The organism is Salinimicrobium sediminis, assembly GCF_900215295.1.
Taxonomy (GTDB): domain Bacteria; phylum Bacteroidota; class Bacteroidia; order Flavobacteriales; family Flavobacteriaceae; genus Salinimicrobium; species Salinimicrobium sediminis.
In genome coordinates, this window is the sequence record NZ_OCMF01000002.1 from 676,654 (window position 1) to 691,702 (window position 15,049).

Consider the following 15,049-nt stretch of genomic DNA (forward strand, 5'->3'; position numbering starts at 1 on the left):
ATTTAATGTCTAATGCTTTAAGTTCAGGGCTTCAGGTTTAACTATTATAATCTTTAACTCTTCGCCTTTACTGTCCATTCAAATTCAAAAACAGAAACCTCTTTTCCTTCCTCATTCACTCCGCGGGAGCGCATCCAAAAGGTTTGTCCTTCGCCGGTCTTAAGAGTTTCTTCTATTGCAGAGGAGATCAAATGACCATCGTTACAAATAAAGGAGATCTTCCCGGTCGCTTTTTTGGAGAAGCGGGCATTATTTTGAGCCACCAGCATGGAGACAGGCTTTCCGGATTTTTGGATGGCGCTCATCACCAGAGCCCCCGTACTTAATTCAGCCGCCATAGCCTGTACTGCAAAATACAGGGAGTTAAAAGGATTTTGATTGATCCAGCGATGAGTTACTCCTGTTACACAGTTATCTGAATCAATTTCTTTAACCCTTACTCCACAAATCCAGGCACTGGGTAACTTGAACATTAGAAAAGAATTCAGTTTTCGGGAGGAAACTTTCATAGTTATTAAAGGTTTTTCTAAAAGTATTACAATTCCTGAACATGCTAAAATGTTAAATTTTAAAGCCTCGTAAAAAAATACAGTACTTTGTTTTGCATAATACCATCTTAAAGATATATATTTGTATAAGAAAATCAATTAAAAATGACTCAATCAATCAAACCAGACAAAACAGTAGCAGCCTTAATCCACCTGTCTACTTTTTCACAGTTCTTTTTCCCTTTTGGAAATTTCATATTTCCATTGATCTTTTGGACAGCTAAAAAAAATGATCCCTTTGTAAATGAGCATGGGAAGCAGGCTTTGAACTTCCAGATCAGCTTTTTCCTATATGTACTTTTTATTGTACTGGCAGGTATTGCCGGTGCCGTAATTATTGGAGTGAATCTTAACATAGAAAATTTTTACTGGAATGACCATGGACATTTCATAGGTAGCCCAGAAAATGCTACTCCTGTGATCATTTATGTAATGATCATGATCTTCCTGCTCCTTAGCCTGCTGATTCTTAATTTATATGCAGTAGTATCGGCCACTGTAAAGGCGGGAGAAGGAAAATTATATAAGTATCCGCTCACGATCAATTTCCTGGGTGCTTCAGGAGCTCTTCCAGCTTCCGAAGCTACTTCAGAAAAAGAATAAATATTAATCATCAATCAATCAAAAAATGAACAGTTCCTTAACAATCAAAACCAAACACTATGAAGATTGAAAACACTAAGGCTCAAATGCGTAAAGGTGTTTTGGAATACTGCATCTTATCTGTACTTAAAGACAATGATGCCTACGTAGCCGAAATTCTCGATACTCTGAAAAGTGCCAAACTGCTGGTGGTGGAAGGTACAATTTACCCACTGCTCACCCGACTGAAAAATGCGGGGCTGCTAAACTACCGCTGGGAAGAATCCACAAGTGGTCCCCCGCGAAAATATTATGGCCTAACCGAAACCGGAAAGATATTTTTAAAAGAGCTCACCCACACCTGGGATGAACTGCAAACCGCAGTAACAATCGTAACCACCCAAAAACCTAAAAACCATGAATAAAACAGTCAATATAAATCTCGCCGGCGTTTTCTTTCATATAGATGAAGATGCTTATGCCAGGCTGCAACATTATCTTGAGGCTATAAGACGGTCCCTAACCAATACTCACGGGCAGGAAGAGATCATTCATGATATTGAGGCTCGTATTGCTGAACTTTTTTCTGAAAAGATCAAGACAGAGAGACAGGTAATAGGAGTTCGCGAGGTAGATGAGGTGATCGCTGTTATGGGACAGCCGGAAGATTATGTGCTCGATGAGGAAATATTTGAAGATGAACCTGTCTACACTAAAAGAAGAGGTAAAAAGCTTTTTCGGGATACAGAGAACAGCTACGTAGGAGGAGTTTCGTCAGGACTCGCTCATTATACAGGGATAGATGCCTTATGGATAAGGTTGCTATGGATCCTGCTTACTATTTTCTCAACAGGTGCTTTTATCCTTATTTACATCGCTCTCTGGATCTTTGTTCCCGAAGCTAAAACCACCGCAGATAAACTCGCCATGCATGGCGAGGAGGTGACCATTAGCAATATTGAGAAAAAGATACGTGAAGGTTTTGATGAAGTTTCGGGAAAGGTAAAGGATATCAATTACGAAAAATACGGATATAAAGCCAAAGCAGGTGCCAGTTCCGCAGCCACCGCAGTGGGAGATGTGGTAAAATTTCTGCTCAACCTGTTCGTAAAACTAATTGGTGTCTTCCTATTGTTAATAGCCGGGGCTACGCTAATAGGATTGTTTATAGGTCTATTCTCCATAGGAACATTTGGGATTATTGAAGCGCCCTGGACAGATTTTATTGAGATCACAGGTCCGGGAGCCGATAGCATCTGGATCATTTCTGCACTCGCTTTCTTTGCAGTAGGAATTCCATTTTTCTTCCTGTTCATCCTGGGGTTAAAGATCCTCGTGAAGAATCTAAGGTCTATAGGAAAAACTGCAAAACTGGTGTTACTGGCGTTGTGGATCATCTCTATACTCGGACTTGTTTTCTTCGGAATACAGGAGGCTACGGAAAGAGCTTTTGACGGTGAAGTAAGGATTTCTGAAACTCTTCCGGTCACTTCAAACGACACACTGTATATCAGTATGATGGGAGATCCGCAGTTGAATTCTACTCCCTACCGTTCCGGAGACTTCAATATTTCCTATGATCAAAATGACCAAAAGGTCATCTGGTCACAGGATGTGCAGTTGATCGTTAAATCTACTACAGATTCTGTAGGAAGAATGGAGATCATCAAATACGCTGAAGGAAAAAATTATGAAGAAGCACGTGCCAGAGCCGAAAACATCAACTATTCGACCTCTTTCTCTAACGGAAGACTTGAACTGGGCGGTATCTTAACCACAGATCCTGAAAACAAGTACAGGGACCAACGGGTACAGGTAACCTTGTTTCTGCCAATTGGAGCAGTGATCTATGCTGCAGACAATACTTATTCCTTCCACAGGAATTCAGATTATTACGATGATATTCTGCATAATGGTTATGAGGAGAGACACCTAAGGATCACCAGGGAAGGCACCGAGTGTCTCGACTGTCCTGCAGAAGAAGAAGAAGAAGAAGATCCCTGGGGAGACTCAGAGGAAAGTGAAGACATGGAAACCGATTGGGATACTGAAGCTGCAGAAGAAAATGCTTCAGAAGTACCAAATACAAACCTACGGGACACAACTGCAGTTGACACAATTCCATAATTATGAGTGTGCTCATCGAAGTAATAGTAGGAGCAGTACTTTCAATTTTGATGAGTGCTGAGGTAAAAAGAGACATGGTATCTAACGATGTGAAATTAGAACAGGTCTCTGAAGTCACTGTTCAGATAAATTGTAACAGATAAAGATTTTTGGAAACTAAAAAGGCTGCCATAACCGGCAGCCTTTTTTATTACTATACTCTATGATTCATTACTCTGTGGTAACTTCTTCACTACTTTCAACAGCCGCAAGATATCTTTCGGCATCAAGAGCCGCCATACAACCCGTACCGGCAGCAGTGATCGCCTGCCTGTATTCTTTATCCTGCACATCGCCTGAGGCAAATACCCCCGGATAATTGGTTTTTGTTGTTTTTCCCTGAGTGATCAAATACCCGGTGCTGTCCATATCCAGCTGACCTTTGAAAATTTCGGTATTTGGCTTATGCCCAATTGCAATGAAAAGACCTGTGATCTTGATCTCTTCTTTTTCTCCGGTTTGATTATTGAGCATTCTCAACCCTTCAACCACCTGATCTCCCAATACCTCATCAACTTCAGTATTGAATCTAAGGTCAATATTCTTAGTATTGAATACCCTATGCTGCATAGCCTTAGATGCCTTTAATTCATCCTTTCTAACCAACATAGTCACCTTATTACAAATGTTTGCCAGATAGGTAGCTTCTTCGGCTGCGGTATCACCACCTCCAACGATGGCTACATCCTGGCCTTTGTAGAAAAATCCATCACATACAGCACAAGCTGAAACTCCGCCTCCTCTCAATCTCTGTTCACTGGGAAGCCCAAGGTATTTTGCCGTTGCTCCTGTAGAAATTATTACAGATTCGGCTTCTATCCAGGTTGAATTATCTACGCATATCTGGTGTATTCCACCCATTTCATTGCTTAACCTCACTTCGGTCACCATACCTATCCTTACCTGGGTCCCAAACCTCTCAGCTTGCTTTTGTAGGTCTATCATCAATGCAGGGCCATCTATTCCCTCTGGATAGCCAGGGAAATTATCAACTTCGGTAGTTGTGGTAAGTTGGCCACCCGGTTCCATCCCCGTGTACATTACAGGATGAAGATCTGCGCGGGCAGCATATATGGCCGCAGTATAACCAGCCGGACCGGAGCCTATGATAAGGCATTTAATTCTTTCTTTAGTTTCACTCATTACTGTAGAATTTTTCTCAAAACAAAAGTACTAACTTTCATAGAAAATTTTTCGGTTAAAACATACAGATTTGTTATTCAGGTATAAAGCTTCCGCATTTTGAAGATGTTTCTTTACTCCTGCTATTCCTTTACCTTTGTCGCATGGTTGAACTTTCATTTTTCAACATTTTGGATCTTTTGGGTACCAGTGCTTTTGCGATTTCAGGAGCCCTGGCCGCAATGAACCGGCGGCTTGATCTTTTTGGAATTTTTATCATCGCCTTTGTGACAGCAATTGGAGGAGGTACTATTAGGGATATTCTTATTGATAACACCCCGGTGACCTGGATGGAGAATACTGTTTACATTTATTTAATTGGAGTTGTCACCATTATTACCATCATTTTTAGAACGCAGCTCGACCGACTAAAAAAGTCTCTTTTTCTCTTTGACTCCATCGGCCTTGGGATCTTTACAATTACCGGAGTAGAACTGGGGATACAAAACGACCTCAACCCGATCATTTGCATTACCCTTGGTGCAATGACCGGAACATTTGGTGGGGTGATAAGAGATATCCTATGTAATGAGATCCCTGTCATCTTTAGAAAAGAGATCTACGCTACAGCATCTATAATGGGTGGCCTGGCTTTCATCCTCCTTCATGAATTATATTTCAACCAGGATGTCATCTATATAATTACCTCCCTAACGGTAATAATCATAAGGTTGATGGCTGTAAAATTCAAGATCTCTCTTCCCTCCTTTTATCTTTCAGAAGAGAGAAATCCTAATTTAGATCTTTAAGCTTTTACCTTAACAGGAAAAGATTTACAGAATTTTTTATCCCTCACTGTAACGAACTCGTTTTCAGACAGTCTTTAAAGTAAGAAGTCAAAATCCCCCAGGAAAATTGATTATTAACTATTAAAGATTTGTGTCATGGGACGATTAAAAATTTTATTGGTAACGCTGATTTTTACTATTAGCACTGTTATTTTTGCTGAAAGATCCGCAAGAATATATGACCTTCAAGGGCTTTCTGCCGAGATAGAAATGTTACTTAGAGATTCTGATAAGCCTCTAATGGAAGGAAATAGCGTAACCGTATTTTTCTCCATTTCTGAAGATAAGACCATTCAATATGTTACTGTAGCAGCACCAAATGGTGAAATGAGCCAACTGCTTCAGGAAAAACTTTTCGATCACCAGCTCGACGGAAATAAATGGAGAGAAGGTATCATCTATGAATTAACTATTGAAGGTAGAACTTCTGTGGCCTGTCTTTCCAAATAAAAATTTCCGGGTTTCTTTACAACTACCCAATTCTTCAAAAACTAAAATAACCCGTGCTACCAGGCCGGGTTATTTTTTTACAAGTTTCCTGACGACTACCTGCCGCATCAATGAAAAATCTCTTCTGAACTATCCTTTAAATTCTGTAAAACCTTTTCTGAAAGGCGCTTCTGTGTTTCTGCTGCCCAGCCCGCACTTTTTGTGGCAGTGATCATTCCGCGTAATTCTTCTGTCCCTTCCGAAAGTTCCTTTTTCCCATCCCCGTCAAAAATGGCAAAATTCCCTCCTTTCTTTATCCAATCCACAAATTCTGCTTCTTGAAATGGCAACCCCAGGGAGGTGTTGATAAGGATCTTCCCCGTCCCAAAAATGTCAAATTCCTTAGCTCCTAATATTTTTGTGTTTTTTGGGAGATGAAGAGAGACCACATCCACCGAGCTGAGTAATTCTTCCAACTCCAGGTAAGTCACTCCCTTTTTCTCCCATTCTTTTTTCCTGCTTCGGCTAAAGTAATACAGATCAGCTCCAAAAGGAAGAAGACATTGCGCCAGCAACTGGCCGGTAGTACCCAGGCCAATAATCCCGATTTTCTTGTCGGTTAATTCTACCGGCATTTCCTTCCATTGGTAATCTCCAAGGCCGTGAAACAGCCGTATCAATTCTGAAATAATGAATTCCGCCACCCCGGGATCGCCGTAATCTTTGATTCCTTTTACCAATATACCTCTGCTACGGGCAAAATCCACTGCAACGTTAGCAGATTCATTATCATACAGACTACAGGCCATCCCGATATATTTGAGATTGGAACATTTTGATAAAATCTCCTTATCCAATTTTGTCCTCCACGAAACAATTACTGCATCTGCATTTTTTATCCTTGCAATGATCTCTTTTCTGCTCCCCGGATAGTCTTCAAAAACCTCAATTTTCTCTTCACTATATCCCTGAAGCTCTTCCAGCGCCCACGGCTCTAGCTTAGTATGATCAACACAAACGATCTTTTGGAATTTCATAAATAGATGTTAGATATGAGATGTGAGATGTGAGATGTGAGATGTGAGACTTTAGATTTTTGTTGCAGGTTACAGGTTGCTGGTTGGGGTTGAATTGACCGTCACACGTTGAACTTTGATTTTAGAACCTGAAACCTGGAACCTGAAACTTTGAACCTTTAGAGCGGAATATTGCCGTGTTTCCTATCGATCCTCAATACCTCTTTATTCTCCAGCATACTAAATGCCTTTAATAATTTTCTTCGGGTATCACGTGGTTTGATTACCTCATCTATGAATCCTCGTTCTGCAGCTTTAAATGGGTTCGCAAATTTTTCCGCATACTCCTGCTCTTTTTCTGAAAGCTTCAGCTCAGGGTTTTCTGCTTCCTTAATTTCCTTTCTAAAAATGATCTCGCTGGCACCTTTTGCTCCCATCACCGCAATTTCGGCTGTTGGCCAGGCAAAATTGAGGTCGGCACCAATATGTTTGGAGTTCATCACATCATAGGCACCCCCATAGGCTTTTCTGGTGATCACCGTCACCCTTGGCACGGTAGCTTCACTCAGTGCATATAATAATTTTGCACCATGTAGAATGATCCCGTTCCACTCCTGATCGGTTCCCGGAAGGAAACCCGGAACATCCACCAGCACCAGTAGCGGAATATTGAAGCAGTCGCAAAAACGGGTAAATCTGGCGGCTTTTCGGGAGGAATCCACATCCAGAACGCCTGCCAGACTCATGGGTTGATTGGCTACTATTCCAATACTCCTGCCCCCTAGTCTTGCAAAGCCGACGATAATATTATCGGCGTAATTCTTATGGATCTCAAAAAAGCTGTTTTCATCGATGATCCCTTTGATCACCCCGTGCATATCATAAGGTTTACTGGAGCTGTCTGGTACTATATTCTCCAGCTCTTCGCGAAGCTCATCTCCCAGTTCAAAATCGAATTTTTCGGGAGTATTTTTATTGTTCTGTGGCAGGTAGCTCAACAACTTCTTAATGTCTTCAAGACAGCTGATATCGTTTGCAGAAGTAATGTGCGTGACCCCGCTTTTTGTAGAATGTGTACTTGCACCTCCAAGCTCTTCGGAAGTTACTTCTTCATTCGTTACAGTCTTCACCACGTTCGGCCCGGTTACAAACATATAGCTGGTATCCTGCACCATAAGTGTAAAGTCTGTCATAGCGGGAGAATAAACAGCTCCCCCCGCACAGGGGCCCATGATTGCAGAGATCTGCGGGATCACTCCCGAAGCCTGTACATTGCGATAAAATATATCAGCATAACCACCCAATGACCTCACCCCTTCCTGTATCCTTGCTCCGCCTGAATCGTTTAAACCAATTATTGGGGCTCCCACTTTCATGGCATGGTCCATAACCTTGCAGATCTTTTCGGCATGGGTTTCAGAAAGGGAACCTCCAAAAACGGTAAAATCCTGGGCAAATACATAGACAAGTCGGCCGTTGATGGTCCCGTATCCCGTGACCACGCCATCCCCGTAATACTGCTGCTTTTCCATACCAAAGTCGGTAGTGCGATGGGTTACAAGGATGCCGATCTCTTCAAAAGAACCTTCATCAAGCAGGTAATCCACCCGCTCCCTGGCAGTAAGTTTTCTTTGTTCGTGTTGCTTTGCAATTCTTTTCTCACCTCCGCCTTTTAAGGCTTCAGCGATCTTTTTATTTAACTTTTCGGTATTCTCACTCATAGCTTTTCTGCTTCCGAAGTTATTTGTTGGGTAATTTTAGTTGCTGCCGGTCCTTAAGATATTCCCGAAGTGCAATAATTGAAGCCAGCTCTGCCTCTTCTTCAAACTGATTACGCAGCTTATCTGCCGAATAATATTTTTTGACGAAATGAGTATCGAAATTTCCGCTCCTGAAGGCTTCATGTTCAAAAACAAATTTCCCGAAGGGAAGCGTCGTACTCACCCCTTCCACTTCATAATTATTAATTGCCTTCAGCATACGCTGTATCGCCTCTTCCCGGGTTTTTCCGTAGGTAATGAGCTTGGCCAGCATAGGATCATAATAGATGGGAACTTCCATCCCTTCTTCAAAACCATCATCAAGGCGTACTCCTTCCCCTGAAGGTCCCCGATATGTTTGCAGCAGCCCTACACTGGGCATAAAATCTTCAAGAGGATCTTCGGCATATACTCTAAGTTCCACCGCATGGCCGCTGATCTTTAGGTCTTCCTGAGTAAACTCTAGAGTTTCTCCCCTGGCAACTTTTATCTGTTGTTCTACGAGATCTATCCCGGTAATGAGCTCAGTGACGGGATGCTCCACCTGCAAGCGGGTATTCATCTCCAAAAAGTAGAAATTTCGCTGTTCATCCAGGAGGAATTCCACTGTCCCTGCGCCTACATAATCACAGGCCTTAGCTACTTTTACCGCAGCCTCACCCATTTTTTTTCTCAACTCCTCATCAAGAATTACCGAAGGAGCTTCCTCCACCACCTTTTGATGTCGCCGTTGTATGCTGCATTCGCGCTCGAACAGGTGCAGGTAATTGCCATGGGTATCGGCTAAAACCTGTATCTCAATGTGCCGCGGGCTTCCAATATACTTTTCAATAAAAACCGAACCATCCCCAAAAGCAGATTCTGCTTCACTAATGGCACGTTTCATTTGATCCTCCAGGTCCTTTTCCCGTTCTACGATCCTCATTCCTTTTCCGCCTCCTCCCGCGGAAGCTTTTATTAGAATGGGAAATCCTATTTCGGCTGCAATCTTTTTGGCTTTTTCGGGATCTGTAATGGCTTCATCTATTCCGGGGACCATAGGAATGTCATATTCCCTTACTGCATCCTTGGCAGCAAGTTTGCTCCCCATAACCTTTATGGCTTTTGAACCGGGACCTATCCATATGATGTTATTCTGTTCTACTTTTTCGGCGAAATCGGCATTTTCACTTAAAAAGCCGTAGCCGGGATGTATCCCATCGACCTCAAGGTCTTTTGCTACCTCAATGATCTTGTCTCCCAATAAATAAGATTGATTAGAAGGCGCTTCTCCAATGCAAACAGCTTCATCTGCAAATTTTACATGCGGCGCGTTACGGTCTACCGTGGAGTATACTGCAACTGTTCTTATTCCCATTTTTTGGGCTGTTTTCATTACACGTAACGCGATCTCTCCCCGGTTTGCAACTAATATCTTTTTCATTCTGAATTTTTAAAACTGGAATTGCTTATTTAGGATCTAATTTTCAGATTTAATCCATCTCAATTAGCAACTGACTCTTATCTACTGTTTCCCCTTTTTGGACGCTTACAAATTTTACTACGCCGTCCCTCGGCGCGGTAAGGGTATTTTCCATCTTCATGGCTTCCAGCACCAATAAATAATCTCCTTCCTTGACTTCCTGCCCTTCCTCAACCAGGACATCAAGGATAAGTCCCGGCATGGGCGCTTTAATGTCATTCACTACCTGTGCGGCAGCAAGACTTAGACCCATTTCATCTATCAACAAGTCAAGTTCATTTGAGATCTTTACCTGGTAAGACTTTGAATTGATCTTTACGGTATAGGTTTTCGAAAGAAAATCGGATTCCTGAAGTTCTGCTTTAAAGGAGCGGCTATTGTGTAATATATGGAATGCCGAAGAGGAACTTTTAGAAACATCTGGCGCCGAAATTTGATCTTTTGTAAATTCAAACTCCAGTTCTCCATTCACCTTTACTTTATATTTCTCTTCCATAAATGCGATTTTTCTGCGCTTTTGGTAAATATAAAAAAATATTTTCCTTAGAAATTGTCAATATTTTAATACCTGAAACAGATTACAGGCTTCAGGTAAAAAAATCTCACAAAAGAAAGATATCCTAAAATGTCTTTTTTGGAAGTTGGCTTTCCGGAGAAAATAATTTTTCAATATCCTTTGGAAGAGGCATGGACCGTAAGGGGGGCACATTAGCTCCCCCGGTGTTACCCAAAGGAATTTTCCCTACAAATGATTTAACCCCGCCCACCAACAGTCGGGGCAGTTGACCCAGGATCTCCTTAGTATCTTTTATGGCAAAACCAAACTTCAGCATTAGCCAATGTGCATAGGAATGCTCGAGAGGATAAGACTGGCCTATGATATGAGCACGCTCTAAATGATGAAATGCCTGTTGCAGATCACCGGCATTATAAAAATTACGATAAAGCACCAGCTCCCTCAAAAAATAGTATTTAAGACGTTTCGGAATTCTAGTATTAAAGCTCATATCATCCTGCTAAAAATAACAGCACAATTTAGAAAAGAAATTCTTCAGAATGTAAACAGAGAGTACTTTTTAAAATGGCAAAAGTTCATGATCACTCAAACTCTGCGCAGTTTCCCGAAGGAGTATAAACACCGGCGGCTTGTTGATATACCAGGGTAGCTCCAAGATGCCCAGTATAAGAAAGGGTTCCGGTGCCTATCGCGAGCAGCAGGATCATGAGCAATCTAAAAAGCAGGTTTCTAAAAATAGGATATTTGAGCTGCCTTAAAAGATCCACCCCCAATGCTGCAGAAAACAGCCAGGCAGTGGTCCAGGCAAGATTCTCATGCTCTTTTAATACAGTAGGATCACATATCTTTCTTGAAACAATACCATCGGCAAGATCTCCGGTAAATATGGCTATCCACACCGTAGCAACTCCGGCAATAAGCAATACCGAGCCTCCACGCTCCCAAACCTCCCGGGAATATTTAAGAGCGACTATTTTAAACAGGAAAGCCACCACCAGCAGGGCGATGGGAAAATGAACAGACAGAGGATGAAAAACCTCTGTCCGCCAAAAATCTGGTATTTCTTCCATAATTATTCAAGTACCCGCACGGCAAGTGGGTTTAGTCTTTTTCCTTCTTTCTCAACATCTACTTCAACTCTCATCCCCTCTTCCAAAGTGGAGAAATCTACAGTACTACCATCCCTGGTAAGCTCGGTATTGTCAGAAAAATAGAGTTCTAAAGTCTGGTTATCGTCTGTTTCAACATAGATCTCAGTTTTGGATGGCTCCACTTCCTTTATAGTGCCCTGGTATGTGCCCGATTCAACTACATCGGTTCCCTCTCCGCAGGAGATGAACAATAGTAAAAAAGCAGAAAAAACAGTGGTGAAAATTTTAGTTTTCATAATTTCTTGGTTTGAATTTATTGGTACCTCTAATTTAAGGAACTTATTTTATCTCCGCGTGCTCGTTCTCCTTAATTTTCTAATCCTGTTTCTTCTGAAAGCTGCAAAAAGTAAAATTTTGGGTCCCTCCTGAAGGTGTGGTATGATCCACATTCGTTCCACTCAGCACATTAAAATCCTCGATAAAAAGCTTTTGCATATCTCCTATGGAATACTGAGTGATCTCAAGGCCACTGCACTTAGTTGGCCCTTTTTCTGAAAAGGTTGCCAGGATCACATAACCTCCAGGTTTCACGGCTTTTTTAAGGGTTTGTAGATAATTCTCCTTTTTCCCGGCATCGGTAAAAAAATGAAAGGTGGCGCGATCGTGCCAAAGGTCGTATTGTTTTTCGGGTTTAAATTCTGAAGCATCAGCAACGACCCAGGTAATACTATCTGCCTTTTCACACATTCTTTCCTTTGCACGCTCAATTGCTTTTGAAGAAATGTCTACCACTGTAATATCTGTGTATCCTTGTGAAACAAGGAACTCTGCCAAAAAACTGTCTCCCCCGCCAATATCGATGATCGCCGCATCCTTCTCCAGTTGGAATCCTTTAATGAGGTTAAGAGAAACCTCGGGCATTGGCTCATACCAGCTCACTTCTATGGGTTGTTTTTCGGTATATACCTTTTCCCAGTGTTTTTTATTGTTATTCATTTGCTTCAGTTTTATGTTCAAAAAGCCACCAGGGCTCCTGATTATTTTGATTAGTAATATTTACCGCTTCTCCAATTTTAGGGGCATAATAGGCAAGGCCAGATTCTTCCGCAGCAGCAGTAAATCTTTGTATGGGCTCATTCCAGGGGTGATGAGATAAAACGAATTTTCCCCAATGTACCGGCACCACTTTTTTCGCCTGGAGGTCCTGCCCTGCCTTTACCGTTTGTTCAGGAAACATATGGATCTGCGGCCAGTATTTTCCGTATTGCCCGCATTCCAGTAGCGCTAGATCAAAGGGACCGAATTTTTCACCTATGTTCTTAAAACTGCCATCGTAACCTGAATCGCCCCCTAGAAATATCCGTAATCCGAATATCTCCAGCACAAAAGATGACCATAATGTCTGCGCTCTTTTAAAGGTCCTGCCGGAAAAATGGCGGGAGGGTGTAGCAGTAATCTTTATCCCGGATCCTATCTCCTGAGTTTCCCACCAATCAAGCTCGGTAATTTTATCATTTTTGACACCCCAGGTCTCCAGATGGGCACCCACTCCCAGGGAGGTAACAATTCTTTTAGTTTTCTCATGCAGCTTACTGATGCTGGGATAATCAAGATGATCGTAATGATCATGAGTTAAAACGAGCAGGTCCAGCTGGGGAATTTCTTCTGCATCGTAATGATCTGCGCCGGAAAAAGCTTTCCCGAAGAAGCGAAAAGGAGAAGCATTGCCGCTAAATACAGGATCTACAAGAATTCTGAAGTCGTTTACCTTCAAAAAATAAGATGAATGGCCAAACCACACCAGTGTTGGAAAGCCTGCGGTAAGTTCTTTTAAATTGGTTTTGACGTTAGGAAGCTCTGCGGAAGGAGAAACTGTTGATGGCCGGGTGATCATCTTTTTGAGGATCCTGAACATCGATACATCTTTAGGATTTACAGATGTGTGCTCCACATTCCTGAAACTGCCATCCCTGTAATTGGGGGAACTTTTTATCCTCTGAAGCCTTTTCCCTTCGGGATTCTTACCGAATCTTTTTACCATACACCTTTAAATTCTCCAATTAAATTTAGGGAAAAATCTGCCTGTATGTTTTTTGTACTCCACATATTCGGGAAAAGTCTCCTGGAGGAGCTGCTCTTCGTACCTGCTTTTCAGGAAAAACAACAGGTACAGTAAAACACTAATGATCAGTTTATAACCTGAACCCAACCAGACAGAGATTCCGAAGGCCATAAAAAGAATTCCGGCATAGATGGGATGGCGTGCAAAGACAAAAACTCCTCCGGTTATCAATTTTGTTCCTTTTTTAGGACTGGGAAACGGGGAAAGGCTGGTTTTAAGTTGTAGCAGGGCAACCAGCACGAGAACAAGACCTATTCCTCCACAAAAAAGGGCAAGTTTGTGCATATTTTCAGAGATCCTGAACATCAACATTTCGACTTCCAATAAATAGGCTATGAAAAGCAACAACTGAAGCCCCACAAAAATTTTATCCTTTTTAGGAATCGCCATAAAAAAGCTTTAAAGATTAAACAGCTACGTAAAGATAAGGAGAATGCCCGGGCAAATAGTAGCAGCGGCATTCAACACCTTCTCTTCTACAAAATCCCTTATCTTTATGCCCATCTTCAAAAATTGCTTTTCGCATGAAAAAAAATTGTTCCCGACTGTTTTTTTATTCCACCACACTTTTGTTTCTCTTTCTGGTTTCCTGTGAGGAAGAGAAAAAAAAGATGACCGAAACCGATCTTATTTTTTCATCAATTAAAAAAGATCAGGCAAAATGGTACCGGTATCATAAATCAAATATCCATTTAGCTTCAGAATTTTTGCCGCTGGACCAGACCGGAGATACCATTGCCAAAAAGGTATTTTTAGAGGCTCTGCTCACCGGTGATTTTATTGCGATGGAAATAAAATCCAATACTTCGGAAGATACTTACCGGCTTTTCAAGCTTGATGAAGAGTCAGACGAGAATATTGGTGTCACCATAACAGCAGATACTTACCCCGAATACCGTCATTTTATGATGGAAGGAAAGGAATTTCCCGACTTTGAATTTACAGACCTGGAAGGAAAAACTTATTCAAAAGATAAACTAAAAGGAAAAACTGTAGTGGTGAAGACCTGGTTCATTGCCTGTAAACCTTGTATCGAGGAAATGCCGCAACTTAATCAACTGGTAGAAAAATACCGGGATCGTGAAGATGTGGTTTTCCTTAGCCTTTCAACAGATCCTCAACAAGACCTGGAAAAATTTGTCACCACAATGGACTTTCAATACCGTATTGTACCTGATACAGGGCAATTCATTAAAGAAAAATTAGGCCTGTCGGTTTTTCCGACACATATCATCGTAGATGAGAACGGGGTCATGAAGAAAGTGGTGAACACCGCTCCTGAGATGATCTCATTTTTGGAAAGTACCTCAATTCCCGATCTTCAGGAAGATGAGGTTCCTCCACCGCCACCCATGTAATGGTTCAAGGTTCAAGGTTTAAGGTTTA

General features: G+C 41.8%; 18 protein-coding genes. 6 read left to right on the forward strand and 12 right to left on the reverse strand.

The window, feature by feature from the left end; translation table 11 throughout:
* Positions 1–53: 53 nt before the first annotated feature.
* Entirely contained in the window at positions 54–509 is a 456-nt protein-coding gene (locus tag CRO16_RS10830) for a DUF4442 domain-containing protein (RefSeq protein ID WP_097056465.1), read from the reverse strand.
* Positions 510–653: 144 nt separating this feature from the next.
* On the opposite strand from CRO16_RS10830, the gene CRO16_RS10835 reads away from it, so the two are divergent.
* The 3 genes from CRO16_RS10835 to CRO16_RS10845 are packed head-to-tail and all read left to right on the forward strand — an operon-like array spanning position 654 to position 3,257.
* Positions 654–1,151 carry a DUF4870 domain-containing protein gene (locus CRO16_RS10835; protein WP_097056388.1) on the forward strand — a complete coding sequence of 166 codons (498 nt, stop codon included), beginning with the start codon at positions 654–656 and terminating at the stop codon, positions 1,149–1,151.
* Between the two features lie 59 nt (positions 1,152–1,210).
* Positions 1,211–1,555 (forward strand): PadR family transcriptional regulator, encoded by a 345-nt coding sequence (locus CRO16_RS10840; RefSeq protein WP_029037413.1) that lies wholly within the window; start codon positions 1,211–1,213, stop codon positions 1,553–1,555.
* Positions 1,548–3,257 (forward strand): PspC domain-containing protein, encoded by a 1,710-nt coding sequence (locus tag CRO16_RS10845; protein WP_097056389.1) that lies wholly within the window; start codon positions 1,548–1,550, stop codon positions 3,255–3,257. Before CRO16_RS10840 ends, CRO16_RS10845 begins: the two co-directional genes overlap by 8 nt.
* 210 nt (positions 3,258–3,467) lie before the next feature.
* On the opposite strand, the gene trxB is transcribed toward CRO16_RS10845, so the two are convergent.
* Positions 3,468–4,439, reverse strand: coding sequence for a thioredoxin-disulfide reductase (trxB, locus tag CRO16_RS10850; RefSeq protein ID WP_097056390.1), 972 nt, complete (start codon positions 4,437–4,439; stop codon positions 3,468–3,470).
* A gap of 143 nt (positions 4,440–4,582) precedes the next feature.
* Here trxB and CRO16_RS10855 point away from each other — a divergent pair, with 143 nt between their 5' ends.
* Together CRO16_RS10855 and CRO16_RS10860 are read left to right on the forward strand one after the other, a co-directional pair.
* Positions 4,583–5,227, forward strand: coding sequence for a trimeric intracellular cation channel family protein (locus CRO16_RS10855; protein WP_097056391.1), 645 nt, complete (start codon positions 4,583–4,585; stop codon positions 5,225–5,227).
* A 135-nt stretch (positions 5,228–5,362) separates the two neighbouring features.
* Positions 5,363–5,716 carry a hypothetical protein gene (locus CRO16_RS10860; protein ID WP_097056392.1) on the forward strand — a complete coding sequence of 118 codons (354 nt, stop codon included), beginning with the start codon at positions 5,363–5,365 and terminating at the stop codon, positions 5,714–5,716.
* 107 nt (positions 5,717–5,823) lie between these two features.
* Here CRO16_RS10860 and CRO16_RS10865 read toward each other — a convergent pair whose 3' ends face one another.
* From CRO16_RS10865 to CRO16_RS10910, 10 genes are all read right to left on the reverse strand, one after another.
* A complete protein-coding gene (locus CRO16_RS10865) occupies positions 5,824–6,732 on the reverse strand; it encodes an NAD(P)-dependent oxidoreductase (protein WP_097056393.1) in 909 nt (302 codons plus the stop codon).
* A gap of 158 nt (positions 6,733–6,890) precedes the next feature.
* Positions 6,891–8,432: an acyl-CoA carboxylase subunit beta gene (locus tag CRO16_RS10870; protein ID WP_097056394.1), complete on the reverse strand. Its 1,542-nt coding sequence runs from the start codon at positions 8,430–8,432 to the stop codon at positions 6,891–6,893.
* 19 nt (positions 8,433–8,451) lie between these two features.
* Positions 8,452–9,894, reverse strand: coding sequence for an acetyl-CoA carboxylase biotin carboxylase subunit (accC, locus tag CRO16_RS10875; protein ID WP_097056395.1), 1,443 nt, complete (start codon positions 9,892–9,894; stop codon positions 8,452–8,454).
* A gap of 49 nt (positions 9,895–9,943) precedes the next feature.
* Positions 9,944–10,429, reverse strand: coding sequence for an acetyl-CoA carboxylase biotin carboxyl carrier protein subunit (locus CRO16_RS10880; RefSeq protein ID WP_097056396.1), 486 nt, complete (start codon positions 10,427–10,429; stop codon positions 9,944–9,946).
* 124 nt (positions 10,430–10,553) lie between these two features.
* Positions 10,554–10,940 (reverse strand): DUF3703 domain-containing protein, encoded by a 387-nt coding sequence (locus CRO16_RS10885; RefSeq protein ID WP_097056397.1) that lies wholly within the window; start codon positions 10,938–10,940, stop codon positions 10,554–10,556.
* 91 nt (positions 10,941–11,031) lie between these two features.
* Positions 11,032–11,520 (reverse strand): DUF2231 domain-containing protein, encoded by a 489-nt coding sequence (locus CRO16_RS10890; RefSeq protein WP_097056398.1) that lies wholly within the window; start codon positions 11,518–11,520, stop codon positions 11,032–11,034.
* Between the two features lie 2 nt (positions 11,521–11,522).
* Positions 11,523–11,837 carry a hypothetical protein gene (locus tag CRO16_RS10895; RefSeq protein WP_097056399.1) on the reverse strand — a complete coding sequence of 105 codons (315 nt, stop codon included), beginning with the start codon at positions 11,835–11,837 and terminating at the stop codon, positions 11,523–11,525.
* A 79-nt stretch (positions 11,838–11,916) separates the two neighbouring features.
* On the reverse strand, positions 11,917–12,537 hold the full coding sequence (locus CRO16_RS10900) for a class I SAM-dependent methyltransferase (RefSeq protein WP_097056400.1): 621 nt from the start codon (positions 12,535–12,537) through the stop codon (positions 11,917–11,919).
* On the reverse strand, positions 12,530–13,582 hold the full coding sequence (locus tag CRO16_RS10905; RefSeq protein ID WP_097056401.1) for an MBL fold metallo-hydrolase: 1,053 nt from the start codon (positions 13,580–13,582) through the stop codon (positions 12,530–12,532). The genes CRO16_RS10900 and CRO16_RS10905 overlap by 8 nt, the downstream gene beginning before the upstream one ends.
* 6 nt (positions 13,583–13,588) lie before the next feature.
* Positions 13,589–14,053, reverse strand: a complete 465-nt coding sequence (locus tag CRO16_RS10910; protein WP_097056402.1) for a methyltransferase family protein — start codon at positions 14,051–14,053, stop codon at positions 13,589–13,591.
* Positions 14,054–14,187: 134 nt separating this feature from the next.
* Here CRO16_RS10910 and CRO16_RS10915 point away from each other — a divergent pair, with 134 nt between their 5' ends.
* Complete coding sequence (locus CRO16_RS10915) at positions 14,188–15,021, forward strand: TlpA family protein disulfide reductase (RefSeq protein WP_097056403.1); 834 nt, start codon at positions 14,188–14,190, stop codon at positions 15,019–15,021.
* Positions 15,022–15,049 lie beyond the last annotated feature (28 nt).

What these genes read in the sequence shown, in the direction of transcription:
- CRO16_RS10865 (WP_097056393.1), bottom strand. Translation starts at nt 6,732, where the DNA reads ATGAAATTCCAAAAGATCGTTTGTGTTGATCATACTAAGCTAGAGCCG.
- CRO16_RS10905 (WP_097056401.1), bottom strand. Translation starts at nt 13,582, where the DNA reads ATGGTAAAAAGATTCGGTAAGAATCCCGAAGGGAAAAGGCTTCAGAGG.
- CRO16_RS10890 (WP_097056398.1), bottom strand. Translation starts at nt 11,520, where the DNA reads ATGGAAGAAATACCAGATTTTTGGCGGACAGAGGTTTTTCATCCTCTG.
- CRO16_RS10870 (WP_097056394.1), bottom strand. Translation starts at nt 8,432, where the DNA reads ATGAGTGAGAATACCGAAAAGTTAAATAAAAAGATCGCTGAAGCCTTA.
- CRO16_RS10840 (WP_029037413.1), top strand. Translation starts at nt 1,211, where the DNA reads ATGAAGATTGAAAACACTAAGGCTCAAATGCGTAAAGGTGTTTTGGAA.
- CRO16_RS10860 (WP_097056392.1), top strand. Translation starts at nt 5,363, where the DNA reads ATGGGACGATTAAAAATTTTATTGGTAACGCTGATTTTTACTATTAGC.
- CRO16_RS10900 (WP_097056400.1), bottom strand. Translation starts at nt 12,537, where the DNA reads ATGAATAACAATAAAAAACACTGGGAAAAGGTATATACCGAAAAACAA.
- CRO16_RS10830 (WP_097056465.1), bottom strand. Translation starts at nt 509, where the DNA reads ATGAAAGTTTCCTCCCGAAAACTGAATTCTTTTCTAATGTTCAAGTTA.
- CRO16_RS10915 (WP_097056403.1), top strand. Translation starts at nt 14,188, where the DNA reads ATGAAAAAAAATTGTTCCCGACTGTTTTTTTATTCCACCACACTTTTG.
- CRO16_RS10895 (WP_097056399.1), bottom strand. Translation starts at nt 11,837, where the DNA reads ATGAAAACTAAAATTTTCACCACTGTTTTTTCTGCTTTTTTACTATTG.
- CRO16_RS10885 (WP_097056397.1), bottom strand. Translation starts at nt 10,940, where the DNA reads ATGAGCTTTAATACTAGAATTCCGAAACGTCTTAAATACTATTTTTTG.
- CRO16_RS10835 (WP_097056388.1), top strand. Translation starts at nt 654, where the DNA reads ATGACTCAATCAATCAAACCAGACAAAACAGTAGCAGCCTTAATCCAC.
- CRO16_RS10880 (WP_097056396.1), bottom strand. Translation starts at nt 10,429, where the DNA reads ATGGAAGAGAAATATAAAGTAAAGGTGAATGGAGAACTGGAGTTTGAA.
- CRO16_RS10910 (WP_097056402.1), bottom strand. Translation starts at nt 14,053, where the DNA reads ATGGCGATTCCTAAAAAGGATAAAATTTTTGTGGGGCTTCAGTTGTTG.
- accC (WP_097056395.1), bottom strand. Translation starts at nt 9,894, where the DNA reads ATGAAAAAGATATTAGTTGCAAACCGGGGAGAGATCGCGTTACGTGTA.
- CRO16_RS10845 (WP_097056389.1), top strand. Translation starts at nt 1,548, where the DNA reads ATGAATAAAACAGTCAATATAAATCTCGCCGGCGTTTTCTTTCATATA.
- trxB (WP_097056390.1), bottom strand. Translation starts at nt 4,439, where the DNA reads ATGAGTGAAACTAAAGAAAGAATTAAATGCCTTATCATAGGCTCCGGT.
- CRO16_RS10855 (WP_097056391.1), top strand. Translation starts at nt 4,583, where the DNA reads ATGGTTGAACTTTCATTTTTCAACATTTTGGATCTTTTGGGTACCAGT.